The following is a 22,995-nucleotide window of genomic DNA, read 5'->3' as shown; positions in this document are numbered from 1 at the left end:
GGCGGCATCACGCCAAGGCGTCGATTCGCTCACGGGCCTCGGCGCGTTGACGGGTGATCTCCTCGGGGATGGCCTTGCCGGTTTCAAGCAGGCGCACCACGTACCAGTCAGTGTCCTGCAACAGGCGAACATCCTCGGCCCGGCGGCTGTTGCGCATGGCCTCGTCCTGCCGCGCCTGCAGCGCCTCGGCGGTCAAGGCCTGGCTGAAATCAATGTTCATCGCGGCGGTTCTCCTCGCTCATCGGCGTCTCGTAGGGTGGCAACGCAACGGGGCCGTCTTCGGCCACTGCCAGGGCTTCGGGAAAGCGCGTGGACCATGGTGCATGCACGCCATGGGGCAGCATCAGGGTCAGGTGCAGGCGCCCCTCGATGCGACGCACATCGCCCATGAACCACGGCGCGGCGATAGCCTCGCTGGGCAGCAAGGCGCCTTCACCCAGGGCGCGGAAGTCGAAAGCCTCGCCATTGAGTGTGAGGACGTCCCCCTTGACCGACAGCGCCAGCGGTTGATCGTAGCGAACCGGAACCAGATTGATGATCATCAGCGCCACCTCCCCGTGGCCATGTAGTGGAAGACTACGCCCGCAGCCACCGCATAGCGGTAGGTCCAGGAGCGAAACACCATGCCGCTGGCGGTGATCGTCATGTAGGTGCCATTCATGTTGACCAGACCAACGTCAGCCTGTGACCCCGTCCCCGCAGCCGAAGCCATCGCAGAGGCGACCACCTTTGGCGCCTGGGCGAAAGTCGCGGCGAACACCACGTTCACTGCAGCTTCGGCATTCAGGGCGGCAGCCGGCAACACGCAACTGCCCGTACACATCAGGGTGCCATCGGCGAACTTGGTGTAGTTGCCATTGGCGTTGCTGCCGGACTCGATGATCCCCCCTGCCGCGACGCCGGACACCGCGCCGAGGATGTTCTGGCTGGTGTACACGCGAGCAAAGGCTGGCGGAACGGTAGAATTCTTGCTGATCGAGCGGTAGAACAGCTCGTTGGTCGACACCCCCATCGCCAGCTGGGTGCTCCACTGCGGGTCGGCGTGCCACAAGGTCTCAAGCACGCTCAGCGCGCCACCTGGTTCACCCGGCCCCTGGTAGTAACCATAAAAGCCGGAGTGCAGCTTTTGGGTGTCGATACCAGGGCCACCGATGTTGCCACCGCCAGGCAGGGTCTTGCCGCCTTGGCTGGAGCTACTGATCCAGTGCCCCCAGGCATTGTTGTTGGGGTTGAAGGTACGCACGGCCCGATCGCCGTAGACGATGTCGACCGCCTCCTGAAGGATCGCGCCGTATTCAGTGGTGCTGACCCGCAACACCACGTAGGTCAGGCCCGGGGGGCGGTTGCTGGCGATACCGGAGGTCGCCAGCCACAGACCCGGCGCCAGCGCCAGGTTGCAGTCCTGGATGGCGCGATTGCCGGCGGCAGGCCCACTCACCCCCATGGCATCCAGGGCCTTGAAGTTGTCATTGATACGGGTAAACGCCGTGCGTGCGCTATCGCCATCCACGGCACTGGGCGGTGTGCCCAGGTTCACTTGCTGCATGGGCATGTCGCCTCCTGGATAACTGGACTCACAACCGATCCTCGGCATAGATCGCCGCGCTGATGATCGCCCCGCCCCATCGCCGCTTGCCCACGCACAAGGCCACCGGGTTGCCGGAGGCCGTCGTGTTGCGGGCGCTGCCAAAGGCATAGCCGGGGGTGTTTTCCGGGCCGGCACTCATGTTCAGGCCCTTGGGCTGCGGGCTGAGCAGCTGCATCACGCCCCCCATGGCCATGGAGAACCCGAAGGTGGCCACCGCGCCCCAGCCTCCGGCTGTGAACGGCAGCGAAGCGCCGTTGGTGGCGATCGCCGCCACGGCGATCAGGACGACACCGATGATGGTCTGCAGGCCCCCGGCGCGCTTGCTGCCGGCAACCACAGGCACGATGCGGATCTCGTCACGGGCCTGGAAATCCAGTTCGGCCTCGCCGACATTGCGCTTGTCGCTGTAGACGGCGAACTCCAGGCCCCGGGAACTGGCGTTGGCCAGAAAGCGCTCGAACCCCGGCAGTTGTACGCACAACGCCTTGATCGCTTCGCGCGGGGTACGCACCGCCAGTTCGAACGCCTTGCCGAACTGGCGCAGTTGGCCGCTGAGCCTGACGGTGGTCAGCGGTGGATGAATGATGGCAGCTGACATTGCAACTCCTTCTGCTGGGGGCGACCGCCTCGAGGTCGCGGTACAAGGAAACTGGCCGCCTGCGCTCAGTCCGCCGCAGCGGCGTCGCGATGGCGCAGGACCAGCCGTGTGCGATCCAACCAGGGGCCACCGAAGACGATGACCTCCGAGGGTCGGCCATAAAGGTGGTGCAGCAGGAACGGCCCGGCCCCACAAGGGGACCAAGACTCGCCCGGCAGGCGTGGTTCATGGCCGAGGAAGATCCCGGCATGGTTGGGGTGGGCGGTGCGCCCGATGGCCATGACGACCAGGTCGCCGTGGCGAGGCGCCTGCACCCTGACGAATCCGGCATCGGCATAGGCCTGTTCGTACAGGCTTGGCCCTTGCGGGTCCTCCCACCAGCCATCCTCGCGGGCATAGGCGGGAAACGTCAGGCCCCACTCGCGGCGATACCAGTCGGCGCAGACCTGCCAGCAGTCCCACAGCCCATGCACGAACGGCCGGCCGAGCAATGGCGTGTCACCCTGGGGCAGCACAGTGCGCAGGTCACCCTCGGGCCAGGACAGGATGTGCCAGGGCAAGCCAGTGGCTTCGCACATCGCCAGGTCGCGGCTGGACGGCCGGCTGCTGGCGTCGGGGTGCGAGTGCACCACCGCCACGATCTCGCCCAGGTCTTCCGCCGCCGCATAGTCGCGCGGGTCGATGCGGAATTCTTCGCCAGGCTCGGAGGCGGTGTTGCGACAGCGTTGGTAATCGAGCCCTCCCGCCCGGTCGATGACCAGGCCGCAGGCCTCGCGCGGATAGTCAGCGGCCGCGTGGCAGCGGATCGCCTCAAGCAGGTGCGGCGCCATGGCTCAGTTCCGGGCAATCAGCGAGACGGCCGGGAAACCGCCGTGGGGCAGCTCCGCCGCTGCGCCGAAACGCAGCTTGCAGGACGCCAGCCCACCTTTGCAGCGATCCTTCGCCGGGTCGTCCACCGGGCGATCCTCGTCGTCGAACAGCCGGTTGCCGGTGTAGCCACAGTTGGAGCCACGATAGCCATTGGTCATCGCCCAATGGCAGTAGGTGGTCATCTGCCGCCCTGGCAAGCCATGGCTATCGATCTCGCCAGGGGACGACAGCTCCCACTGCACCTGCTCGTCGTCTTCCTGGGTCTTCTGGTCGAGGAACCAGATTTCCAGCGCTTCCTGGGTCGGGTCCGCCTGGGCGTTGCCCGCGGCGTAATTGCGCGCATCCAGGTACTGGCCCAGCGTCTGGCGCACGGTCAGCTTGAACTTGAGCAGGTCCTCGAAGGCCAGGCACAACGCGGTGACACGACCATCGACGTTGCCCGCACTGAATTTCGGCCGGGTCGCCCGACCATTGCTGTTGGCGCCGATGCCCTCGATCTGCACCGGCCAGGCCGCATACTCCTGGCCCTGCCACCAGATCGAGCGGGCGGGCAAGGTAGCCGCCTCACCCGCCGCAGCCACCTCGCCAGGCTCATGGGCGATGGCGTGGCCGTGGAAGCGCAAGGTGTCGGCCCCGAACTCGCTGCCGTCGATCTCGAACAGGGTGATCTCCGCGCCCGGCTCCAGGGTCTGGATGTCAGTGATCAATGCCATGCTTGAAGGCCTCCAGGGTCATGGTTGGAACGCCTGCTCGAAGGTGGCGCTGAGGCTGTACAGGCCGCCGCCCTTGGCGGTCGGCTGGTAGCCCTTGCATCGGAACAGCCCCGGCTCGCCCAAGGGCGCGGTCCAGCGGAACGCCCGGCTGCCTGCGTGGCGGTCGAGGAAGGTGGCGATGGCGCGAATCTTCGCCTCGTCACCAAGAAACACCAGCGGCCAGGATTGGCTGCGGTTGTTCAGGCCATCGCCTACCGCCTGCTGATAGCCATCGCCGAATTGCACCGTGCGCACGCGGTACTCGACAGTGCCGGTGGGCTCGGTCCTGGGGGTCCAGGTAAAGGTTTCCATGAAAGTTCTCCTTGATCAGCGACCGTGGATCGCGGCCCAGATCTGCCCACCGGGCATCAGCTCGCGGGAAATCTGTTCGCTGGCGCCCTGGCGGGCGGCACCGGCGTAGGCGTTGGCCACGCGCTGGGTATTGGCCTCGCCAGGTGCGGCACTGCCGTCCGCGGCTGCCACGTTGATGGTCTGCTGGATCACCACTTCGCTGCTGTGGCTGTTGCCCGTGCCACCACCCAATGCACGCACACCCAAGGCACCGTCGGCGCCGCGAGTCAGCGGCATGATCGCTTCGGGGCCGGCTTCGCCGAACAGTGCCATCGGCGCCAGGGTCGGGCCGCTGGCGACGCTGTTGGTGAAGGCGCCGCCCTTGGCGAACTTCAGGTTGCTGACATCGAGCTGGGGGGTAAAGGTGGTACTGGCTCCACCGACGGACAGGGTGGTCGGCGTCGGCGTCGAGCCACTGCCGAACCACGATCCGACCAGGTTCATGCCGAGCCCGAACAGGCTGCTCAAGGCCTTGGACGCGGCAGTCTTGGCCGCCAATGCGGCCATGTCGGCGAGCACCGACTTGGTGAAGTCCGAGAATGAGAACTTGCCAGTGGTGGCGAAGGTCTGCACCGCAGTGCCCATGCGCTCGAACACGCCGGCAAACACCGCCTGCGATTGCGCCGCGACGTTACTGGACTTGTCCAGGTACTCGTCCCACGCTGCAGACGCGCCGACCATCCAGTCGCCACGGGCCTGGTTCATCATCTCGTAGTCATTGAGCACCTGGTTGGTCATGTCGGTGTGACCGGCACGCATGGCCTCCAGCTGTTGCTGGTAGCCTTCACCATCGACGCCATCGGCGCCCATTGGATTGGCCTGTTCGAACTGGGTCCGGGCGGTGTAGTACGACTCATCCACCTGGTTGAGCTTGTCCGCCAGTGCGCCCTTGCGCGCCCCCATGCCCATCTTCGCCACCGCGAGCTCGGTGGCATTGTGCTGGGCACGCAGCGCGTCGCTGTAAGGCCTGACGGGATCAGGCTGCTGGGCTTGCGCCCAATCCGGCGGCTGGTATGCCGTCTGGAAGCGGTCGAGCGCCTTTTTCGAAATGTTCAGGCTCGAATCGGCAACGGCGCCCGCGTTCTTGAGGTACTGCTTGTTGAAAGCCTCGACGTTCTTCTGCATCTCGCGCAGGGTGCGGTCACTGAGGGCGGATGCCCTGGCCAGTGCCCGTTCGAGGCTGGAGAGATCGATCGACGGGCTGAAACTGGCAATGCTGGTTGCCATGGGCCTACTCCCTGATCATTGAGAACCCGCCGGGGCGGGTTTCGTGAAGAAGGTGGTGCCGATCATCAGCACCACTGCTGCATGGCACTCTCGAGCGACACCCCCTGGCGCCGCGCGTGAGGCATGAAATCGATCAACTCGGCGCTGCCACCGACCTGGTGGTTGGCCTGCAGCGCCAGCATGGCGATGCTGGCCTCCAGCCGGCGACCGCCGTGCAATGAGCCGTGGCGCTGGATGTACTGCGCCCAGGCCCGGGCTTCTGCGTAGCTCAGCCGTTCCTTGGCTTCGCTGATCGTGCGGCCGCCGATGCCGTTGAGCACCAGTTCGTGCCAGAACTCATCGGCGGCCGTCAGCGCTTTGCCGGGGTGTTACCGGTGCCGTTGACTTCGTTGATGGCGTTGAGCAACAGGAAGCCCAGCGACGGCTCGAGGTTGAAGGCGTCTTCGACGCCCAGTGCCTCGTCGCCCTCCTCACCGAGGCTGATCGACGCGGCGAGGTAGTGGGCATTGCGGCTGTGGGACGATTCCTGTTCGGCGAACAGGCGTTCGATCACGCCGAACGAATGACGGCGCACATGCACCACCAGGGTCTGCTCGACCATCTCGCCGCCCTGCGGATCAGGCCGGTTCCAGACGATTTCCTTGCGCACTTTCTGGCTGTCGACGATGCCGCCCAGCGCCTTGAGTTGATGGATATTCATTCAGGTTCTCCGGCTCAGGCCTTTTTCACCCAGGTGGAGCCACCGGTGCGCTGGATGCTCACCGAGGTGGTGACCACCGCGTTGAGCGCGAAGTTGAACGGGAAGTCGGCCACGTAGCCTTCGAAGGCGAACCAGGTACGGGTGGCCGGTAGCTCGAAGTCGTCGCCCTTGCTGTTGACGGTCGGCGCCAGGTCCTTGCCATCGGACCAGCCCACCACCCACTTGACGGTGGTGTTGCCCTTGGCTTCGGAGAGCTGGTGCAGGCGGATGTGGCTGGCATTGGTCGGATCGGCGTTGAGGCCGAGGGTCGCGGTGCCAGGGGTACGCAGGCCTTTCTTGTAAGTACGTTCAGCGGCATCGAGGGTGGTGTCCTCGATCTGCTCGGCGGGCGCGCCGCCCGGTTCGAACGAGGTCACGTGCTCGACTTCCAGCACGCTGAACGGGCCGGTGCCGGAGACCGGTGGGACCAGTGCGTAGATCTGGGTGCCTTGGGTAAGAATCGACATGGGGTGTTCTCCTTGAACATGTTGAAAGCCGTCGCGGGGAATCCCGGACGGTCGGGTGCTTCAGGTGTTGCGTTGCAGGGGGACGATCAGGCTGGTTTGGAGCCGTCCAGATAGGGAGGCGCGTCCGGGTCCGGCTCGCGGCTCTTCAGGTAGGCCACCAACTGCTCGTTGCTCAGGGCCAACCGTTCGATCGACTGGCCCAGGGCAGTCTGTACGGAGGCCTGGTTGCGCAAGGCAGCCAGCAGTTCGTCAAGTTGTGCTTCGTTCATGCTTCGCTCCTCGCTCAATGCCCACGGTCATCGGCGTCCGCGCCGCTGACCGGTTGCTCGATGCCCAGGCGGCGCAGTGCCCAGCGCTCATAAAGGCCGATGGCGACATCGGCGCCCGCCATGGCCGTCAGGCAACCAAAGGCGCTGGCGCTCCAGATCGACATGCCGCTGGCATACAACAGCATGACCGTCGAGACACCGCAGACCATGCAGGCCCCGGAGCGCAGCACCAGGCGCCTCAACAGCCCCCAGCCCCTGGCCCCGGCCTTGTCGGCCCGCCACATCTCGCCGGAAAGACCGCCCAGCAATGCCAGGACGATCACCAGCCAGAGCGGCATCTCCAGCAACGTCTGTTGCTCGTTCGTCACTGTCCTGTCTCCTGTGTGATACCCGCCGGCGGAATGCCGACGAGCGTTGTTTGTCGTATGACTCGGCATTCCAGAAAGCCCGCGTCGCAGGCTTTCCAGTAATGCGCTGTCTGACCGCCGGCCACGACTGGTGACGCCGTGCGGTTGCGCTTCAAATTGGTGACTCCGACCGCGGCCGCCTGCCCGCCGGATAACTGATCGTGGTGCTTTACGCTGCACACCCGGGCCAGTTGCCAACCCTCTGAACAGTCGAGGCCTGTTCATCGCTGCCTGTGTAACAACCGGTTGCTGACCGGCTTGAGACACAGATTATGCATCCATGCATATGCAGTCAATGCATTTTGCAAAATATTTATGCATTGGATTTTGCTGAAATGCATGAAGGCTTTGTCCTGTCTGGCGTGTAGGGCTTTTCTGCAGGCGAAAAAAAACCCGCCGAGGCGGGTTTTCGTTGGCTGGGGATGGGATCAGCGGGCGTACATGCCCCACCAGAAGACATGGCCCAACAGGCTGATCTGCTCTTCCTGCATCTGCTGGAAGCTATAGTCCTCGTCGGGGTGCTCATCACGGTTGAAGCTGCGCAGACGAATGCCGGTGGGCAGGCGATAGACCTGCTTCACCCGCAGCTGGCCATTGTGGTTGATGGCGTAGAGGTCACCATCGATGATGTCGCCAATGGTGCACTTGCCAGTGTTGACCCCGACCGTGGCGCCATCGCGCAGCACGGGCAACATGCTGTTGCCGCGCACCGTCACGCACTTGGCGTGGTCGAACTGAACGCCGTTATGCCGCAAGCTGCGCTTGCCGAAGCGTAAACGGGCGTTCTCGCTCTCCTCGATGACGAATCTTCCTGATCCTGCTGCCAATTCGACCTCACGAAGAAAAGGAACGGACACCTCGTCGTCCTCGACGGGTGTTTCATCGTCCCACAGGCTGATATCGCTCAGAGCCGCGTGTGCCGGCGTAAGCAGCGCCGCTTCACGCGACTCGCCAAGCTCCGCGCGGCCGCGCAACTGGTCGGTGCTCACGCCAAAATACTCGGCGATCTTCGACACGTGTTTGTCCGACGGGTCGACGATCTTCTCGCTGAGAATCCGCGACAGGGTGGATTGAGGGACGCCCGTGCGCCGGTGCAGCTCTGTCGGGGACAGGCCGTGGCGATCGAGCAGTGCTCTGAGTACGGAGGCTACGTTGCGTTTTTGCATAGCGTGCATAATGCAGCCGTGACGCATGAAATGCAATGGCGTCATGCAGCCTTGAACCCGTATGGCCCGCTCACCTGCCAGACTGCGCAGATTTGCCCCACCCATCCGCCCTGCGCCGGGTGCAAAAAGCCTGTACTATTAGCGGTTTCGAAATTTGCCACCAGACCACCCGCTGTAAGGCCCTGAATGTCTGATCTCTCCGCACACACCCCGATGATGCAGCAGTACTGGAAGCTGAAGCACCAGCACCCGGACCAGCTGATGTTCTACCGCATGGGCGACTTCTACGAGATCTTCTACGAAGATGCGAAGAAGGCCGCGAAACTGCTGGATATCACCCTGACCGCCCGCGGCCAGTCGGCGGGCCAGTCGATCCCCATGTGCGGGATTCCGTTCCACTCGCTGGAAGGCTACCTGGCCAAGCTGGTCAAGCTCGGCGAGTCGGTGGTGATCTGCGAGCAGATCGGCGACCCGGCCACCAGCAAGGGTCCGGTGGAACGCCAGGTGGTGCGCATCATCACTCCCGGCACGATCAGCGACGAAGCGCTGCTTGACGAGCGCCGCGACAACCTGATCGCCGCCCTGCTCGGTGACGAGCGCCTGTTCGGCCTGGCGGTGCTGGACATCACCAGCGGCAACTTCACCGTGCAGGAGATCAAGGGCTGGGAAAACCTGCTCGCCGAGCTCGAACGCATCAATCCGGTGGAGCTGCTGATACCCGACGACTGGCCGCAAGGGCTGCCTGCAGAGAAGCGCCCCGGGGCCCGTCGCCGCGCACCGTGGGACTTCGACCGCGACACGGCACGCAAGAGCCTGTGCCAGCAGTTCGCCACGCAAGATCTCAAGGGCTTCGGCTGCGACAAGCTCACGCTGGCCATCGGCGCCGCCGGCTGCCTGCTGGGCTACGCCAAGGAGACGCAACGCACCGCCCTGCCCCACCTGCGCAGCCTGCGCCATGAGCGCATGGACGACACGGTCATCCTCGACGCCGCCAGCCGCCGCAACCTGGAGCTGGACATCAACCTGGCCGGTGGTCGCGACAACACATTGCAATCGGTCATCGACCGTTGCCAGACCGCCATGGCCAGCCGCCTGCTGACCCGCTGGTTGAACCGCCCGCTGCGCGACCTGAAAGTGCTCAAGGCACGCCAGGACTCGATCCGCTGCCTGCTCGACGGCTACCGCTTCGAAAAGCTGCAACCGCAGCTCAAGGAGATCGGCGACCTCGAGCGCATCCTCGCGCGGATCGGCCTGCGCAATGCCCGCCCACGCGACCTGGCGCGCCTGCGCGACGCGCTCGGCGCCCTGCCTGAACTGCAGAACGCCATGGCCGAGCTGGAGGCGCCGCACCTGGCGCGCCTGGCCGCCATCACCGGCACCTATCCGGAACTGGCCGGCCTGCTGGAGCGGGCGATCATCGATAACCCGCCGGCGGTGATCCGCGATGGCGGCGTGCTCAAGACCGGTTACGACAGCGAGCTCGACGAGCTGCTGGCCATGAGCGAGAACGCCGGCCAGTTCCTCATCGACCTGGAAGCGCGCGAAAAAGCCCGCACGGGCCTGGCCAACCTCAAGGTCGGCTACAACCGCGTACACGGCTACTACATCGAGCTGCCGACCAAGCAGGCTGAACAGGCGCCTGGCGACTATATCCGCCGCCAGACGCTCAAGGGCGCCGAGCGCTTCATCACCCCGGAGCTCAAAGCCTTCGAGGACAAGGCACTGTCGGCCAAGAGCCGCGCCCTGGCCCGCGAGAAGATGCTCTACGACGCACTGCTCGAGACGTTGATCGGCCACCTGGCGCCGCTGCAGGACAGTGCCGCCGCCCTGGCCGAACTGGACGTGCTGAGCAACCTGGCCGAACGCGCGCTCAACCTCGACCTGAACTGCCCAAGCTTCGTCGACGAGCCCTGCCTGCGTATCGAGCAAGGCCGCCACCCGGTGGTCGAGCAGGTGCTGACCACGCCGTTCGTGGCCAACGACCTGGGCCTGGACGACAGCACGCGCATGCTGATCATCACCGGCCCGAACATGGGCGGTAAATCGACCTACATGCGCCAGACCGCACTGATCGTGCTGATGGCCCATATCGGCAGCTTCGTACCAGCTGCCCGCTGCGAGCTGTCGCTGGTCGACCGCATCTTCACCCGTATCGGCTCCAGCGACGACCTGGCCGGCGGGCGCTCGACCTTCATGGTCGAGATGAGCGAGACCGCCAACATCCTGCACAACGCCACCGACCGCAGCCTGGTGCTGATGGACGAGGTCGGCCGCGGCACCAGTACCTTCGACGGCCTGTCGCTGGCCTGGGCCGCCGCCGAGCGCCTGGCCCAGCTGCGCGCCTACACGCTGTTCGCCACCCACTACTTCGAGCTGACCGTACTGCCGGAGAGTGAACCGCTGGTGGCCAACGTGCACCTGAACGCCACCGAACACAACGAGCGCATCGTCTTCCTGCACCACGTACTGCCAGGCCCCGCCAGCCAGAGCTACGGCCTGGCCGTCGCGCAACTGGCCGGCGTGCCGGCGGTAGTGATCCAGCGTGCCCGCGAACACCTCGGCCGGCTGGAAACCACCAGCCTGCCCCATGAAACGCCGATTGCCAGCAAGAGCAAAGGCGAGCCTGACGTGCCGCACCAGAGCGACCTGTTCGCCAGCCTGCCCCACCCGGCCATCGAGAAGCTGGGCAAGCTTGACCTGGACGACATGACGCCGCGCCAAGCTATCGAAACGCTATATCAACTAAAAAACCTGTTATAACGGCCAACCGCGCAAGCTGGTAGAATCCGGCGCGGTTCGCGAGCGCTGCAGGTTATTAGCCTGGCCTGCAGCCACAACCGTGAACCGCGCTGCCCTGGAAGGAAGGGCAAGCTGCCGTCGCCTGAGGAGAGAACTAGAAATGACCTTCGTCGTCACCGACAACTGCATCAAATGCAAGTACACCGACTGCGTGGAAGTCTGTCCGGTGGACTGCTTCTACGAAGGCCCGAACTTCCTGGTCATTCACCCGGATGAGTGCATCGACTGCGCCCTGTGCGAGCCTGAATGTCCGGCGCAGGCCATTTTCTCGGAAGACGAAGTGCCTGCCGGCATGGAGAACTTCATCGAGCTGAACGCCGAGCTGGCGGAGATCTGGCCGAACATTACCGAGAAAAAAGACGCCCTGCCGGACGCCGAAGAGTGGGATGGCAAGGCTGGCAAGATTGCTGATCTGGAACGCTGATAGCGCCCCGATGTGAAAAAGGCCCGCAACGGGCCTTTTTTCATTTCCAACGGGCAAAAAAAAGGGGCGGTTTCACCCGCCCACATTTTTTCCGTAGTCCCTGTTTGTCCCAATCATCATCCTGATGAATCGCATCCCGCGATGTCCTTGGCCTCCATCCTTGAAAGCCTGTGTCTGTCCGTAGACACAGTTCGAATACTAGCGATTCCAGCGCGCCGGACAAGCAGCAAATCTCTCCAGACGTTTCCATCGACACATCTTTCAATAAAAATAAAATTCTTATATTTCAATAAGATAGAAAAAGTACGGCACTGAAAACGACTTTGATTTACTGCCCCTTGCAGCGATCGCTTACAACACCTGTAAGTGAATGCTTACACGCAAAGTAACAGAGGTAGCCAGGGAAACATTTCAATCGCATCAACGAAAACGCCCCGAGGTCATCGGGGCGTTCTGCTTGTCGCGTCGATTGCTATTGGAACAGCGATTCGCTCGACAGGCCGTTCTTCTCGAGGATCTCGCGCAGGCGCTTGAGCCCCTCGACCTGGATCTGCCGCACCCGCTCACGGGTCAGGCCGATTTCCAGCCCCACATCCTCCAGGGTACTGCTTTCATGACCACGCAACCCGAAGCGGCGCACCACTACTTCTCGCTGCTTGTCGGTCAGTTCGCCCAGCCACTGATCGATGCTTTGCGACAGGTCGTCGTCCTGCAGCAGTTCGCAGGGGTCCGTTGGGCGGTCATCGGTGAGCGTGTCCAGCAGCGTCTTGTCGGAGTCTGGCCCAAGCGAGACATCCACCGAAGACACCCGCTCGTTGAGCCCGAGCATGCGCTTGACCTCGGCAACCGGCTTCTCGAGCAGGCTGGCGATTTCCTCGGGAGACGGCTCGTGATCGAGCTTCTGCGTCAGCTCACGGGCGGCGCGCAGGTAAACGTTGAGCTCCTTGACCACGTGAATGGGCAGGCGGATGGTGCGGGTCTGGTTCATGATCGCCCGCTCGATGGTCTGGCGGATCCACCAGGTGGCGTAGGTCGAGAAGCGGAAACCACGCTCGGGGTCGAACTTCTCTACCGCACGGATCAAGCCCAGGTTGCCCTCCTCGATCAGGTCGAGCAGCGACAGGCCACGATTGACGTAACGGCGAGCGATCTTGACCACCAGGCGCAAGTTGCTCTCGATCATGCGCTTGCGACCTGCGGGGTCGCCTTTTTGCGACAGGCGCGCGAAATGCACTTCCTCCTCCGGCGACAGCAGAGGCGAGAAGCCGATTTCGTTGAGGTACAGCTGAGTGGCATCGAGCGCCCGGCTGTAATCGATGTACTTGTGCTGTTTTAGCGATGCGCCTTGTTTCGACTTGGTCCGAACCGACGGTACAGCAGGTTCGTCTGACACCACATCCGTTTCCAAAACGATGCCCGTTTCCATCAGAAGCAGGTCATCGTCGATGTCAAACTCCGGCACTTCTTTACTGAGAGCCATTGTTATAGTCCTTTGCTGAGTTCGAACTCAGACTCGAGCGTCACCCTTCCATGGCAGCGCTGGAGCCTGTCCCCTCTACATCCAAGGAACAGGCCGGGACAATGATCAACGGCGTGGCAGGAACTGGAGAGGATCTACGGGTTTGCCCTGGCGGCGAATCTCGAAATGCAGCTTCACCCGATCAGTGCCCGTGGACCCCATTTCTGCGATCGTCTGCCCTGCCTTGACCTGCTGCCCCTCCCGAACCAAAAGCCTGCGGTTGTGACCGTAGGCACTGACGTAGGTATCACTGTGCTTGATGATGACCAGTTCGCCGTAGCCCCTCAAGCCACTGCCGGCGTAAACCACCGCACCATCAGACGCAGCAAAAACAGGCTGTCCCAAATCACCGGCGATATCAATGCCTTTATTCAAACTACCGTTTGAAGCGAATTTTCCAATCAATACGCCGTTCGCCGGCCACGTCCAACCGCCCACGGCGCGCTCTGCGGCGGGCACCTGGGCAACCGTTTGCGAGGTGGAGGATGGCGGCGTGGTCGAGGTTTTTCCGTTTTCGGCAGGCGGCACGGTGGAAGTGACCGGGCGGCGAATGACGGTGGTCTTGCTCGACGACGACGGACTGGTCACCACCGTGGTGGTGCCGCCCGAGGCGCTACTGAAGCGGATCGGCTGACCGGGGCGAATGGTGTAGGGGGCAGGAATATTGTTGCGCGCAGCGAGTTCCTTGTAGTCCCAGCCATAACGGAAGGCGATGGAGAACAGGGTGTCACCCGGCTTGACGATGTATTGCCCCGAGGTCACAGCCGCGCGCTTGGGTGGCGCGTTGTTGCGGTCGACCACACGCGCGCCGCTCGATCCGGTGCTGGAGCAGCCAGCCAGCAGGGTGCCCATGGCCAACGCAATCACCAGAAGCTTCAAACCCGATCGATCCTTGCGCTGCCGAATGACTGTGTGACCCACCCGCGCTCCCCTCATGGTGCCTTTTAACGTAAAAATGAAATGCAATATTGTTGCAATTATAACCGAGCCTCCATGCTTGAGGTGACCCGGTTTGAACACGACACCCACGGGCGCCACGCCAGATAGACCGAAGCCAGGCACAGGAATTCGCTGGCGGCGTAAATATTCCCGTGGCGGCCTCAGGCCAGTGGGCCGTTCAGCAATGGCACGAAGCGCACCGCGCCCAGCACGCGCCGGGAAAAACCCTGCTCTTCCCGGACGATCAGCATCAGTTGCTGGGTTTCCCCTGCCGGCCCGACCGGAATCACCATGCGCCCGCCCGGAGCCAGCTGGTCCAGCAGCGCCTGGGGGACCTCCGGCGCCACCGCGGTGACGATGATGCCATTGTAGGGCGCCAGCGCTGGCCAGCCTTCGCAACCATCGCCCCAACGGAACACCACGTTGCGCAGGTTGAGCTCCACCAGGCGCTCCTTGGCACGGTCTTGCAGGACCTTGATGCGCTCCACCGAGAACACCCGCTCCACCAGTTGCGCGAGGATCGCGGTCTGGTAGCCGGAACCCGTGCCGATCTCCAGCACTTTGTCCAGGGGGCCCGCCTCGAGCAACAGTTCACTCATGTGGGCGACCATGAAGGGTTGCGAGATGGTCTGGTTATGGCCGATCGGCAATGCGGTATCTTCATAGGCGCGATGCGCCAGGGCCTCGTCGACGAACAGGTGACGTGGCGTTTTGCGAATTACCTCGAGCACCTTGGCGTTTGACACGCCCTCTTCATACAGGCGCTGGATCAACCGCTCCCGCGTACGCTGGGAAGTCATGCCAATGCCACGGCGCATCAGATCGTCCTGTTCGCGCATCAGAGCACGCCCTCCAGCCAGCCGTCGAAGCGCTCGAAGGCATCATTGAAGGTGCGATCCAGCTGCAGCGGGGTGATCGAGACATAACCTTGCATCACCGCATGGAAATCGGTGCCCGGCCCGCCATCCTCGGCATCGCCGGCCACTGCGATCCAGTAACCTTCCTTGCCCCGTGGGTTGACCACCTTGGTCGGTGCCGCCGCGCGTGCGCGATGGCCCAGGCGGGTGAGCTGGATACCACGGATGTGCTCCAGCGGCAGGTTGGGGATGTTGATGTTCAACACTGTGCGCGGTGGCAGCTCCAGGCACGATTGCGCCTCGACCAGCCGGCGGGCGATGTAGGCGGCGGTGGGCAGGTTGTCCGGCAAGCGCGAGAGCAACGAGAACGCCAGCGAAGTGCCACCGAGGAAGCGGCCTTCGAGCGCGGCGGCGACCGTGCCGGAGTACAGCACGTCATCGCCCAGGTTGGCGCCCAGGTTGATGCCCGACACCACCATGTCGGGGGTGTGCTCGAGCAGGCCGTTGAGCCCCAGGTGCACACAGTCGGTGGGGGTGCCATTGAGGCTGATGAAGCCGTTGGCCAGCGTCTGCGGATGCAGCGGCCGGTCCAGCGTCAGCGAGCTGCCGGCACCGCTCTTGTCTTGATCCGGGGCAATCACCACGCACTCGGCATGGTCCGCCAGCGCTGCATGCAGCGCGGCGATGCCTGGTGCGGTAACACCGTCGTCATTCGAAATCAGAATACGCATGGGCTGTCCGTCTGCCCTGCCGGCACCAGATCGACGAGTTCGCGCACCACCACGGTGGCGAAGCATCCGGCCGGAAGGACGAATTCCAGTTGCAGGATATCAGGCTCGGGATAATGCCACGTCAGCCGCCCAATAGGGAGCCGCAGGATGCGCCGTTCGTGATCCATGCCCGCTCGTGCCAGCCATTGGCACAGTTGTGGGTGGCGGGCACCGACCTCACTCTCGAGCGCCTGCGGCGTTCCGCCACCAGGCGCCGCCCCCTCGCCCCATAGCGGGCCGGTGGGGTGCAGGTCGAGGATCGCCAGGCGCGGATCGCTGCACTCGGCCTCCCCCGCCGTAAAGAAGCTGCGACTATCGGTGAAGGCCAGCAGGTCGCCGACCAGGGCGCGTTGCCAGGAGCCATCGGCGACACGCGCCGCCAGCACCTGGTTGAACAGGTAGCTGCGCGCGGCGGAGAGCAGCCGCGAGCGGACATTGCGTTGCTCCGGCAGGGCCTGGCGCGCCGCCCAGTCGTGGGCGTCGTGGACATTGCCGCCGCCGTGGCCGAAGCGCTGGGCACCGAAGTAGTTGGGCACACCGTGCTGCTTGAGCTGTTCAAGACGCGCATCGAGCGCCGAGTGGTCGGCCTGCAGCCCGGTCAGACGCAAGGTGAAACCGTTGGCCGAGTGCGCGCCGCGTTGCAGCTTGCGCTGGTGGCGCACCTGCTTGAGCACCCGCAAGGTTTCGTCTTCAGCGCGGGACAAGTCGGGGTCGGCCTTGCCTGGCAGATGCAGGCTGAACCACTGCCGGGTCAGGGCCTGGCGATCCTTCAGGCCGGCATAGCTGATCGAGCGCACCGGCACACCGGCGGCACGGGCCAGGCGGCGGGCGGCTTCCTCGGTGTTGAGGTCGCGCTTCTCGACCCACAGCCACAGGTGCTCGCCCTGGCCGGACAGCGGAATGTCGAGGACTTCATCGACCTGGAAATCCTCGGCAACCGCCTTGAGCACCGCAGTACCCAACGCTTCGCCCGAGGCGCGCGGCCCCAGCAGTTCCAATTCGGTCATGCTGGCAGCAACAGGGCGACCGCATGCACGGCGATGCCCTCCTCGCGACCGGTGAAGCCCAGTTTCTCTTCGGTGGTAGCCTTGACGTTGACCTGATCGAGCTCGACCTGCAGGTCGGCGGCAATCTGCTGGCGCATGGTCTCGATATGCGGGGCCATTTTCGGCGCCTGGGCGACGATGGTGGCGTCGACGTTGCCGACCTTCCAGCCCTTGTCGCGGACGATACCGACCACGTGACGCAGCAACGCGCGGCTGTCGGCGCCCTTGAACTGCGGGTCGGTGTCGGGGAAATGCTTGCCGATGTCACCCAGCGCCGCGGCACCGAGCAGGGCGTCGCTCAGGGCGTGCAGCAGCACGTCGCCGTCGGAATGGGCCAGCAGGCCGTATTTGTGGGGGATACGCACCCCGCCCAGGGTAATGAAATCACCGTCGCAGAAGCGGTGGACATCGTAGCCGTGGCCAATACGCATAGAAAATCGCCCTGATTGAGTCAGGGCGTGATTCTACCTGCTTTGCAGGGGCTTGGGCGGATGTGTTTGGGGCTGTCGATGACGACTGGATCCCGTAGGAGCCGGCCTTGCCGGCGAACACCGGCAGAGCCGGTGCCAGCCACCGCGTCGCCGGCTTCGCCAGCAAGGCTGGCTCCTACGGGGCCGTGGCACGCCTCGGCCTTGGGCTACAGCCTGCCCAATGCCACCGCATGATGACGCAGGTGCTCATCGATAAAGCTGGCGATGAAGTAGTAGCTGTGGTCATACCCCGGTTGCAGCCGCAGGGTCAGCCGATGCCCACCCTTGCGCGCCGCCTGCTCCAGCGCCTGTGGCTTGAGCTGCTTGTCCAAGAAGTCGTCACGATCCCCCTGGTCCACCAGCAGCGGCGGACACTCACCGACCTCGGCCAGCAGCACACTGGCGTCCCACTCGCGCCAGCGCGAGCGGTCTTCGCCCAAGTAGAGGGAGAACGCCTTCTCGCCCCACGGGCAATCCATCGGGTTGCTGATCGGCGAGAATGCCGACACCGAACGATAACGCCCAGGGTTGCGCAAGGCGCACACCAGCGCGCCATGCCCACCCATGGAGTGACCGCTGATGCTGCGCTGGTCGGAGGCCGGGAAGTGCGCCTCGATCAGCGCTGGCAGCTCCTGTACCACATAGTCGTGCATGCGGTAGTGCTGCGCCCAGGGCTGCTGGGTGGCGTTGAGATAGAACCCGGCGCCCAGGCCAAAATCCCAGGCGCCGTCCGGATCGCCCGGCACCTGCTCGCCCCGCGGGCTGGTGTCCGGCGCGACGATGATCAACCCAAGCTCGGCGGCCAGGCGCTGGGCGCCGGCCTTCTGCATGAAGTTCTCGTCGGTGCAGGTAAGGCCGCTGAGCCAATACAGCACCGGCAGCTTCTCACCCTGCTCGGCCTGGGGCGGCAGGTAGACGGCGAACACCATGTCGCAGCCCAGCACCTTGGAACTGTGCCGGTAACGCTTGTGCCAGCCGCCGAAGCTTTTCTGGCAAGAGATGTTTTCCAGCGTCATGGCAAGGGCCTCAGAAGTGAATCACGCTGCGGATGCTCTTGCCTTCGTGCATCAGGTCGAAGGCCTTGTTGATGTCCTCCAGGCCCATGGTGTGGGTAATGAAGGTGTCCAGCGGGATCTCGCCCTTCTCGGACATCTCGACGTAGCTGGGCAGCTCGCTGCGGCCACGCACGCCACCGAAGGCGGAACCGCGCCACACACGCCCGGTCACCAGCTGGAACGGACGGGTGGCGATTTCCTGGCCAGCACCGGCCACGCCGATGATCACCGATTCGCCCCAGCCCTTGTGGCAGCATTCCAGTGCCGCGCGCATCAGTTGCACGTTGCCGATGCACTCGAAGGAGAAGTCCACGCCACCGTCGGTGAGGTCGACAATGACCTCCTGAATCGGACGATCGTAGTCCTTCGGGTTGACGCAGTCGGTGGCACCCAGTTGGCGGGCGATCTCGAACTTGGCCGGGTTGATGTCGATGGCGATGATGCGCGAGGCCTTGGCCTTGACCGCGCCGATCACCGCCGACAGGCCGATGCCGCCCAGGCCAAAGATGGCCACGGTGTCTCCCGGTTTGACCTTGGCGGTGTTGAGCACCGCGCCGATACCGGTGGTCACGCCGCAACCGAGCAGGCAAACCTTCTCCAGCGGCGCTTCCTTCTGGATCTTGGCCACGGAGATTTCCGGCAGCACGGTGTACTCGGAGAAGGTCGAGGTGCCCATGTAGTGGAACAGCTGCTGGCCCTTGTAGCTGAAGCGGGTGGTGCCGTCGGGCATCAGGCCCTTGCCTTGGGTTGCGCGGATGGCCTGGCACAGGTTGGTCTTGCCGGAGCGGCAGAATTTGCACTGGCCGCATTCCGGGGTGTACAGCGGGATCACGTGATCGCCGACCGCCACCGAGGTCACACCCTCGCCGATTGCCTCGACGATCGCCCCGCCCTCATGGCCGAGGATCGACGGGAAGATGCCTTCCGGGTCGGCACCGGACAGCGTGTAGGCGTCGGTGTGGCACACGCCGGAGGCCACGACGCGCAGCAGCACCTCGCCAGCCTTGGGCATGGCCACGTCCACTTCGACGATTTCCAGGGGTTTCTTGGCCTCGAAGGCGACGGCGGCGCGGGACTTGATCATCAAAGGTCTCCAGACAGAGTGTCGATTAGTGCCATGCAGTGTAATTCACCTTGATTTGATGAATAATCCGGCCACCTACAAAACATTATTGCCACACAGGGATAATCCATGAGCAGCCGCTGGGAAGGCATCGATGAATTCGTGGCCGTGGCTGAGTCGGGGCAGTTCACGGCGGCCGCCGAGCGCCTGGGGGTTTCCTCGTCGCATATCAGCCGGCAGATCGCCCGCCTGGAAGAACGTCTGCAGACCCGCTTGCTGTATCGCAGCACACGGCGGGTGACCCTGAGCGAGGCTGGGCAGACCTTCCTGCAGCATTGCCAGCGCCTGCAGGATGGCCGTGAGGAAGCGCTGCGCGCCATGGGCGACCTGGCCAGTGAACCCAAGGGGCTGTTGCGCATGACGTGCGCCGTGGCCTATGGCGAACGCTTCATCGTGCCGCTGGTGACGCGCTTCATGGCGTTGTACCCGCAGTTACGGGTCGAGGTGGAGCTGAGCAACCGCACCCTGGACCTGTTGCACGAAGGCATGGACCTGGCCATCCGCCTGGGCCGCCTGCAGGATTCCCGGCTGGTGGCGACGCGCCTGGCGCCGCGGCGCATGTACCTGTGCGCCTCGCCGGCCTACCTGGAGCGCTATGGGCGACCGCACAGTCTGTCGGAACTGGCGCGGCACAACTGCCTGATCGGCAGTTCCGAGGTGTGGGCACTACAGCAGGATGGCCGCGAGATCAGCCAGCGGGTGCAGGGCAACTGGCGCTGTAACAGTGGCCAGGCGGTGCTGGATGCGACATTGCAGGGGATGGGATTGTGCCAGTTGCCGGACTATTACGTACTCGAGCATCTGAACACGGGCGCATTGGTGTCATTGCTGGAGGGGCACCAGCCGCCGAACACAGCGGTGTGGGCGCTGTACCCGCAGCAGCGGCACCTGTCGCCGAAGGTGCGCAGGCTGGTGGATTATCTGAAAGAGGGGTTGGCGCAATTGCCAGAATATCGCACCACGCCACTGTAGGAGCGGCTTCAGCCGCGATGCAGGCAACGCGGTTCTGGCACCCGCTTCGCGGGTGATCGCGGCTGAAGCCGCTCCTACGGGGACGAAGCCAGGTAGGCGCTCAGCGGCGGCCGGCCCAACGCTGGCGCAACCACTCCAGGTCTTCCGGCCGGGTCACCTTGATGTTGTCACTGCGCCCTTCGACCAGGCGGGGCGCATGGCCGGCCCACTCGATGGCCGAGGACTCGTCGGTGACGGCCACATCTGACACCAGGCACTCGGCCAGGGCCCGATGCAACATGCCGAGGCGAAACATCTGTGGCGTATAGGCCTGCCAGATAGTACTGCGATCGACAGTGGCGGCCACGCGGCCATCGGCGCCGGCACGCTTGAGCGTGTCCCGCGCAGGCACCGCCAGCAATCCACCTACAGGATCATCTGCAAGCTCGGACAACAACTTGTCCAGATCGCTACGTGCCAGATTGGGGCGCGCCGCATCGTGCACCAGCACCCAGTCATCATCAGACGCCCCTTGGGCATGCAGCAGCAACAAGGCATTTAGCACCGAGTCGGCCCGCTCACGGCCACCCGGCCCGCGTTGAATGCGCGGATCGCTGGCGCAACGCAGGCCAGGCCAATACGGATCATCTTCGGCAATGCTGACCACCACGCCCTTGAGCGCAGGATGGTCGAGGAAACAGTCGAGGCTATGCTCGAGAATACTCTGCCCGCCCAGTTGCAGATACTGCTTGGGGCGGTCGGCAGCCATGCGGGCACCAACGCCCGCGGCGGGAATCACGGCCCAGAAGGCCGGCAGTACAGTTGTCATTTCTGCGGCAGCTGGTAGAGGGTTTCGCCCTCCTTGACCATCCCCAGTTCATGACGAGCCCGTTCTTCCACGGTCTCCATACCTTTCTTCAACTCCAGGACTTCAGCATCGAGCACGCGATTTCGCTCCAGCAGCCGTTCGTTCTCCGCATGCTGGTCGGCGATCTGCTGCTTGAGTTCGGTCACTTGCGCCAGGCTGCCATTACCCACCCAGAGGCGATATTGCAGGCCGCCGAGCAGCAGGAGCAGGAGCAGGACGAGGAACAACCAATAGGGACTGCGCATGAAGATATCCAGGGTAGAAAAGGCCGCCGCAGCGAGCTTCCGATAGCACGAAGCCTGGCCGAGGCCAGGCTTCGTCGACAGAAACCGGTTGGAGACAACCGAACGATCAGCGTGAACGTTCAGCCGGCCCCGGCTGCTGCCTTTTTACCATCTCTTGCTCAGCCGCGAAACTCGGCACGACCGCGATAGACGGCCTTGGCGCCCAGTTGCTCTTCGATGCGCAGCAGTTGGTTGTACTTGCTGACGCGGTCGGAACGGCACAGCGAACCGGTCTTGATCTGGCCGGCAGCGGTACCTACGGCCAGGTCGGCGATGGTCGAGTCCTCGGTTTCACCGGAACGGTGCGAGATCACCGCGGTGTAGCCAGCGGCCTTGGCCATCTGGATGGCTTCCAGGGTCTCGGTCAGCGAGCCGATCTGGTTGAACTTGATCAGGATCGAGTTGCCGATGCCTTTCTCGATGCCTTCTTTCAGGATCTTGGTGTTGGTGACGAACAGGTCGTCGCCCACCAGCTGGACCTTCTCGCCGATCTTGTCAGTGAGGATCTTCCAGCCCGCCCAGTCGGACTCGTCCAGGCCGTCTTCGATCGAGATGATCGGGAAGCGCTCGGTCAGGCCTTTCAGGTAGTCGGCGAAGCCTTCGGCGTCGAACGACTTGCCTTCGCCGGACAGGTTGTACTTGCCGTCTTCGTAGAATTCAGAGGCCGCGCAGTCCAGGGCCAGGGTGACGTCGGTGCCCAGCTTGTAGCCGGCTTTCTCGACGGCTTCGGCGATGGCGCCCAGGGCGTCTTCGTTGGAGGCCAGGTTCGGCGCGAAGCCGCCTTCGTCACCGACGGCGGTGTTCAGGCCACGGGCCTTCAGCACGGCTTTGAGGTGGTGGAAGATCTCGGTGCCCATGCGCAGGCCGTCGGAGAAGGTCTTGGCGCCAACCGGCTGCACCATGAACTCCTGAATGTCGACGTTGTTGTCGGCGTGCTCGCCGCCGTTGATGATGTTCATCATCGGCACCGGCATCGAGTACTGGCCCGGGGTGCCGTTCAGGTTGGCGATGTGAGCGTACAGAGGCAGGTCCAGGTCCTGGGCGGCTGCCTTGGCGGCGGCCAGCGACACGGCCAGGATGGCGTTGGCGCCCAGCTTGGCCTTGTTCTCGGTACCGTCCAGCTCGATCATGGCGCGGTCCAGGGCTTTCTGGTCAGCCGGGTCCTTGCCCAGCAGCAGGTCGCGGATCGGGCCGTTGATGTTGCCGACGGCCTTCAGCACGCCCTTGCCCAGGTAACGGCTCTTGTCGCCATCACGCAGCTCCAGCGCTTCGCGCGAGCCAGTGGAAGCACCCGACGGCGCGCAGGCGCTGCCGATGATGCCGTTGTCGAGCAGTACATCGGCTTCCACGGTGGGGTTGCCACGCGAATCGAGAACTTCACGACCTTTGATGTCGACGATCTTTGCCATTGTTGTAAGCACTCCAGAATTGACGAAAACAACGCAGCTTTTGGGAA

The 22,995-nt window shown here is 64.0% G+C and carries 28 protein-coding genes; 3 read left to right on the top strand and 25 right to left on the bottom strand.

Annotated features, from left to right (window positions below; genetic code table 11):
- Nucleotides 1-7: 7 nt before the first annotated feature.
- From NGM28_RS14645 to NGM28_RS14580, 14 genes are all read right to left on the bottom strand, one after another.
- On the bottom strand, nucleotides 8-220 hold the full coding sequence (locus tag NGM28_RS14645) for a hypothetical protein (RefSeq protein ID WP_252090581.1): 213 nt from the start codon (nucleotides 218-220) through the stop codon (nucleotides 8-10).
- Entirely contained in the window at nucleotides 210-542 is a 333-nt protein-coding gene (locus NGM28_RS14640; RefSeq protein WP_240063813.1) for a hypothetical protein, read from the bottom strand. The genes NGM28_RS14645 and NGM28_RS14640 overlap by 11 nt, the downstream gene beginning before the upstream one ends.
- On the bottom strand, nucleotides 542-1,552 hold the full coding sequence (locus tag NGM28_RS14635) for a hypothetical protein (protein ID WP_240063814.1): 1,011 nt from the start codon (nucleotides 1,550-1,552) through the stop codon (nucleotides 542-544). Before NGM28_RS14635 ends, NGM28_RS14640 begins: the two co-directional genes overlap by 1 nt.
- A gap of 22 nt (nucleotides 1,553-1,574) precedes the next feature.
- The gene (locus tag NGM28_RS14630) at nucleotides 1,575-2,186 is read right to left on the bottom strand and encodes a tail assembly protein (RefSeq protein WP_240063815.1); all 612 of its coding nucleotides are present in this window, start codon (nucleotides 2,184-2,186) and stop codon (nucleotides 1,575-1,577) included.
- A gap of 65 nt (nucleotides 2,187-2,251) precedes the next feature.
- Complete coding sequence (locus NGM28_RS14625; RefSeq protein ID WP_240063816.1) at nucleotides 2,252-3,016, bottom strand: C40 family peptidase; 765 nt, start codon at nucleotides 3,014-3,016, stop codon at nucleotides 2,252-2,254.
- Nucleotides 3,017-3,019: 3 nt separating this feature from the next.
- The gene (locus tag NGM28_RS14620) at nucleotides 3,020-3,769 is read right to left on the bottom strand and encodes a phage minor tail protein L (RefSeq protein ID WP_252090580.1); all 750 of its coding nucleotides are present in this window, start codon (nucleotides 3,767-3,769) and stop codon (nucleotides 3,020-3,022) included.
- 18 nt (nucleotides 3,770-3,787) lie between these two features.
- Nucleotides 3,788-4,120, bottom strand: coding sequence for a phage tail protein (locus tag NGM28_RS14615; protein WP_240063818.1), 333 nt, complete (start codon nucleotides 4,118-4,120; stop codon nucleotides 3,788-3,790).
- Between the two features lie 15 nt (nucleotides 4,121-4,135).
- Nucleotides 4,136-5,386, bottom strand: a complete 1,251-nt coding sequence (locus tag NGM28_RS14610; RefSeq protein ID WP_252090579.1) for a phage tail tape measure protein — start codon at nucleotides 5,384-5,386, stop codon at nucleotides 4,136-4,138.
- Between the two features lie 65 nt (nucleotides 5,387-5,451).
- The gene (locus NGM28_RS14605) at nucleotides 5,452-5,706 is read right to left on the bottom strand and encodes a hypothetical protein (protein WP_213657980.1); all 255 of its coding nucleotides are present in this window, start codon (nucleotides 5,704-5,706) and stop codon (nucleotides 5,452-5,454) included.
- A gap of 29 nt (nucleotides 5,707-5,735) precedes the next feature.
- Nucleotides 5,736-6,086: a phage tail assembly chaperone family protein, TAC gene (locus NGM28_RS14600; protein ID WP_240063820.1), complete on the bottom strand. Its 351-nt coding sequence runs from the start codon at nucleotides 6,084-6,086 to the stop codon at nucleotides 5,736-5,738.
- Nucleotides 6,087-6,100: 14 nt separating this feature from the next.
- Nucleotides 6,101-6,592: a phage tail tube protein gene (locus tag NGM28_RS14595; protein ID WP_240063821.1), complete on the bottom strand. Its 492-nt coding sequence runs from the start codon at nucleotides 6,590-6,592 to the stop codon at nucleotides 6,101-6,103.
- 86 nt (nucleotides 6,593-6,678) lie between these two features.
- Nucleotides 6,679-6,861 carry a hypothetical protein gene (locus NGM28_RS14590; RefSeq protein WP_217849496.1) on the bottom strand — a complete coding sequence of 61 codons (183 nt, stop codon included), beginning with the start codon at nucleotides 6,859-6,861 and terminating at the stop codon, nucleotides 6,679-6,681.
- 14 nt (nucleotides 6,862-6,875) lie between these two features.
- On the bottom strand, nucleotides 6,876-7,229 hold the full coding sequence (locus NGM28_RS14585; protein WP_240063823.1) for a phage holin family protein: 354 nt from the start codon (nucleotides 7,227-7,229) through the stop codon (nucleotides 6,876-6,878).
- A 467-nt stretch (nucleotides 7,230-7,696) separates the two neighbouring features.
- On the bottom strand, nucleotides 7,697-8,443 hold the full coding sequence (locus NGM28_RS14580; RefSeq protein ID WP_213661231.1) for a LexA family transcriptional regulator: 747 nt from the start codon (nucleotides 8,441-8,443) through the stop codon (nucleotides 7,697-7,699).
- A 177-nt stretch (nucleotides 8,444-8,620) separates the two neighbouring features.
- Between NGM28_RS14580 and mutS the strand changes: the two genes are divergently transcribed.
- Nucleotides 8,621-11,194, top strand: a complete 2,574-nt coding sequence (gene mutS, locus NGM28_RS14575) for a DNA mismatch repair protein MutS (RefSeq protein ID WP_240063824.1) — start codon at nucleotides 8,621-8,623, stop codon at nucleotides 11,192-11,194.
- A gap of 139 nt (nucleotides 11,195-11,333) precedes the next feature.
- On the top strand, nucleotides 11,334-11,657 hold the full coding sequence (gene fdxA / locus NGM28_RS14570; RefSeq protein ID WP_213657984.1) for a ferredoxin FdxA: 324 nt from the start codon (nucleotides 11,334-11,336) through the stop codon (nucleotides 11,655-11,657).
- 472 nt (nucleotides 11,658-12,129) lie between these two features.
- Here fdxA and rpoS read toward each other — a convergent pair whose 3' ends face one another.
- From rpoS to NGM28_RS14530, 8 genes are all read right to left on the bottom strand, one after another.
- Nucleotides 12,130-13,137, bottom strand: coding sequence for an RNA polymerase sigma factor RpoS (gene rpoS / locus NGM28_RS14565; protein ID WP_011535249.1), 1,008 nt, complete (start codon nucleotides 13,135-13,137; stop codon nucleotides 12,130-12,132).
- A 105-nt stretch (nucleotides 13,138-13,242) separates the two neighbouring features.
- Nucleotides 13,243-14,097, bottom strand: coding sequence for a peptidoglycan DD-metalloendopeptidase family protein (locus tag NGM28_RS14560; protein WP_240063865.1), 855 nt, complete (start codon nucleotides 14,095-14,097; stop codon nucleotides 13,243-13,245).
- Between the two features lie 179 nt (nucleotides 14,098-14,276).
- Entirely contained in the window at nucleotides 14,277-14,915 is a 639-nt protein-coding gene (locus NGM28_RS14555) for a protein-L-isoaspartate(D-aspartate) O-methyltransferase (protein WP_162042960.1), read from the bottom strand.
- Between the two features lie 38 nt (nucleotides 14,916-14,953).
- Nucleotides 14,954-15,703, bottom strand: a complete 750-nt coding sequence (gene surE / locus NGM28_RS14550) for a 5'/3'-nucleotidase SurE (protein ID WP_252090578.1) — start codon at nucleotides 15,701-15,703, stop codon at nucleotides 14,954-14,956.
- Nucleotides 15,691-16,749, bottom strand: a complete 1,059-nt coding sequence (truD, locus tag NGM28_RS14545; protein WP_252090577.1) for a tRNA pseudouridine(13) synthase TruD — start codon at nucleotides 16,747-16,749, stop codon at nucleotides 15,691-15,693. The genes surE and truD overlap by 13 nt, the downstream gene beginning before the upstream one ends.
- Nucleotides 16,746-17,219, bottom strand: a complete 474-nt coding sequence (ispF, locus tag NGM28_RS14540) for a 2-C-methyl-D-erythritol 2,4-cyclodiphosphate synthase (RefSeq protein ID WP_240063827.1) — start codon at nucleotides 17,217-17,219, stop codon at nucleotides 16,746-16,748. Before ispF ends, truD begins: the two co-directional genes overlap by 4 nt.
- A 206-nt stretch (nucleotides 17,220-17,425) precedes the next feature.
- Nucleotides 17,426-18,274 (bottom strand): S-formylglutathione hydrolase, encoded by an 849-nt coding sequence (gene fghA, locus NGM28_RS14535; protein ID WP_252090576.1) that lies wholly within the window; start codon nucleotides 18,272-18,274, stop codon nucleotides 17,426-17,428.
- A 10-nt stretch (nucleotides 18,275-18,284) separates the two neighbouring features.
- Entirely contained in the window at nucleotides 18,285-19,397 is a 1,113-nt protein-coding gene (locus NGM28_RS14530) for an S-(hydroxymethyl)glutathione dehydrogenase/class III alcohol dehydrogenase (protein WP_213657989.1), read from the bottom strand.
- Between the two features lie 108 nt (nucleotides 19,398-19,505).
- Between NGM28_RS14530 and NGM28_RS14525 the strand changes: the two genes are divergently transcribed.
- Nucleotides 19,506-20,408: a LysR substrate-binding domain-containing protein gene (locus NGM28_RS14525; protein ID WP_252090575.1), complete on the top strand. Its 903-nt coding sequence runs from the start codon at nucleotides 19,506-19,508 to the stop codon at nucleotides 20,406-20,408.
- Nucleotides 20,409-20,508: 100 nt separating this feature from the next.
- On the opposite strand, the gene ispD is transcribed toward NGM28_RS14525, so the two are convergent.
- The 3 genes from ispD to eno all read right to left on the bottom strand — a co-directional run bounded on the left by ispD (nucleotide 20,509) and on the right by eno (nucleotide 22,948).
- Nucleotides 20,509-21,216 (bottom strand): 2-C-methyl-D-erythritol 4-phosphate cytidylyltransferase, encoded by a 708-nt coding sequence (ispD, locus tag NGM28_RS14520; RefSeq protein ID WP_252090574.1) that lies wholly within the window; start codon nucleotides 21,214-21,216, stop codon nucleotides 20,509-20,511.
- Nucleotides 21,213-21,500, bottom strand: coding sequence for a cell division protein FtsB (gene ftsB, locus NGM28_RS14515; RefSeq protein ID WP_252090573.1), 288 nt, complete (start codon nucleotides 21,498-21,500; stop codon nucleotides 21,213-21,215). Before ftsB ends, ispD begins: the two co-directional genes overlap by 4 nt.
- Before the next feature lie 158 nt (nucleotides 21,501-21,658).
- Nucleotides 21,659-22,948: a phosphopyruvate hydratase gene (eno, locus tag NGM28_RS14510; RefSeq protein WP_203651149.1), complete on the bottom strand. Its 1,290-nt coding sequence runs from the start codon at nucleotides 22,946-22,948 to the stop codon at nucleotides 21,659-21,661.
- Nucleotides 22,949-22,995: the final 47 nt, after the last annotated feature.

Source organism: Pseudomonas sp. MWU13-3659, from assembly GCF_023757525.1.
GTDB lineage: Bacteria > Pseudomonadota > Gammaproteobacteria > Pseudomonadales > Pseudomonadaceae > Aquipseudomonas > Aquipseudomonas entomophila_E.
This window is presented reverse-complemented; position numbering and strand designations above follow the sequence as displayed.

Coding starts and splice junctions, on each gene's coding strand:
- mutS (WP_240063824.1), top strand. CDS start 8,621: ATGTCTGATCTCTCCGCACACACCCCGATGATGCAGCAGTACTGGAAG.
- ftsB (WP_252090573.1), bottom strand. CDS start 21,500: ATGCGCAGTCCCTATTGGTTGTTCCTCGTCCTGCTCCTGCTCCTGCTG.
- truD (WP_252090577.1), bottom strand. CDS start 16,749: ATGACCGAATTGGAACTGCTGGGGCCGCGCGCCTCGGGCGAAGCGTTG.
- eno (WP_203651149.1), bottom strand. CDS start 22,948: ATGGCAAAGATCGTCGACATCAAAGGTCGTGAAGTTCTCGATTCGCGT.
- NGM28_RS14610 (WP_252090579.1), bottom strand. CDS start 5,386: ATGGCAACCAGCATTGCCAGTTTCAGCCCGTCGATCGATCTCTCCAGC.
- ispD (WP_252090574.1), bottom strand. CDS start 21,216: ATGACAACTGTACTGCCGGCCTTCTGGGCCGTGATTCCCGCCGCGGGC.
- NGM28_RS14625 (WP_240063816.1), bottom strand. CDS start 3,016: ATGGCGCCGCACCTGCTTGAGGCGATCCGCTGCCACGCGGCCGCTGAC.
- NGM28_RS14555 (WP_162042960.1), bottom strand. CDS start 14,915: ATGACTTCCCAGCGTACGCGGGAGCGGTTGATCCAGCGCCTGTATGAA.
- NGM28_RS14595 (WP_240063821.1), bottom strand. CDS start 6,592: ATGTCGATTCTTACCCAAGGCACCCAGATCTACGCACTGGTCCCACCG.
- surE (WP_252090578.1), bottom strand. CDS start 15,703: ATGCGTATTCTGATTTCGAATGACGACGGTGTTACCGCACCAGGCATC.
- NGM28_RS14630 (WP_240063815.1), bottom strand. CDS start 2,186: ATGTCAGCTGCCATCATTCATCCACCGCTGACCACCGTCAGGCTCAGC.
- fdxA (WP_213657984.1), top strand. CDS start 11,334: ATGACCTTCGTCGTCACCGACAACTGCATCAAATGCAAGTACACCGAC.
- NGM28_RS14525 (WP_252090575.1), top strand. CDS start 19,506: ATGAGCAGCCGCTGGGAAGGCATCGATGAATTCGTGGCCGTGGCTGAG.
- NGM28_RS14600 (WP_240063820.1), bottom strand. CDS start 6,086: ATGAATATCCATCAACTCAAGGCGCTGGGCGGCATCGTCGACAGCCAG.
- NGM28_RS14580 (WP_213661231.1), bottom strand. CDS start 8,443: ATGCACGCTATGCAAAAACGCAACGTAGCCTCCGTACTCAGAGCACTG.
- NGM28_RS14530 (WP_213657989.1), bottom strand. CDS start 19,397: ATGATCAAGTCCCGCGCCGCCGTCGCCTTCGAGGCCAAGAAACCCCTG.
- NGM28_RS14645 (WP_252090581.1), bottom strand. CDS start 220: ATGAACATTGATTTCAGCCAGGCCTTGACCGCCGAGGCGCTGCAGGCG.
- NGM28_RS14590 (WP_217849496.1), bottom strand. CDS start 6,861: ATGAACGAAGCACAACTTGACGAACTGCTGGCTGCCTTGCGCAACCAG.
- NGM28_RS14615 (WP_240063818.1), bottom strand. CDS start 4,120: ATGGAAACCTTTACCTGGACCCCCAGGACCGAGCCCACCGGCACTGTC.
- ispF (WP_240063827.1), bottom strand. CDS start 17,219: ATGCGTATTGGCCACGGCTACGATGTCCACCGCTTCTGCGACGGTGAT.
- NGM28_RS14640 (WP_240063813.1), bottom strand. CDS start 542: ATGATCATCAATCTGGTTCCGGTTCGCTACGATCAACCGCTGGCGCTG.
- NGM28_RS14635 (WP_240063814.1), bottom strand. CDS start 1,552: ATGCCCATGCAGCAAGTGAACCTGGGCACACCGCCCAGTGCCGTGGAT.
- NGM28_RS14620 (WP_252090580.1), bottom strand. CDS start 3,769: ATGGCATTGATCACTGACATCCAGACCCTGGAGCCGGGCGCGGAGATC.
- rpoS (WP_011535249.1), bottom strand. CDS start 13,137: ATGGCTCTCAGTAAAGAAGTGCCGGAGTTTGACATCGACGATGACCTG.
- fghA (WP_252090576.1), bottom strand. CDS start 18,274: ATGACGCTGGAAAACATCTCTTGCCAGAAAAGCTTCGGCGGCTGGCAC.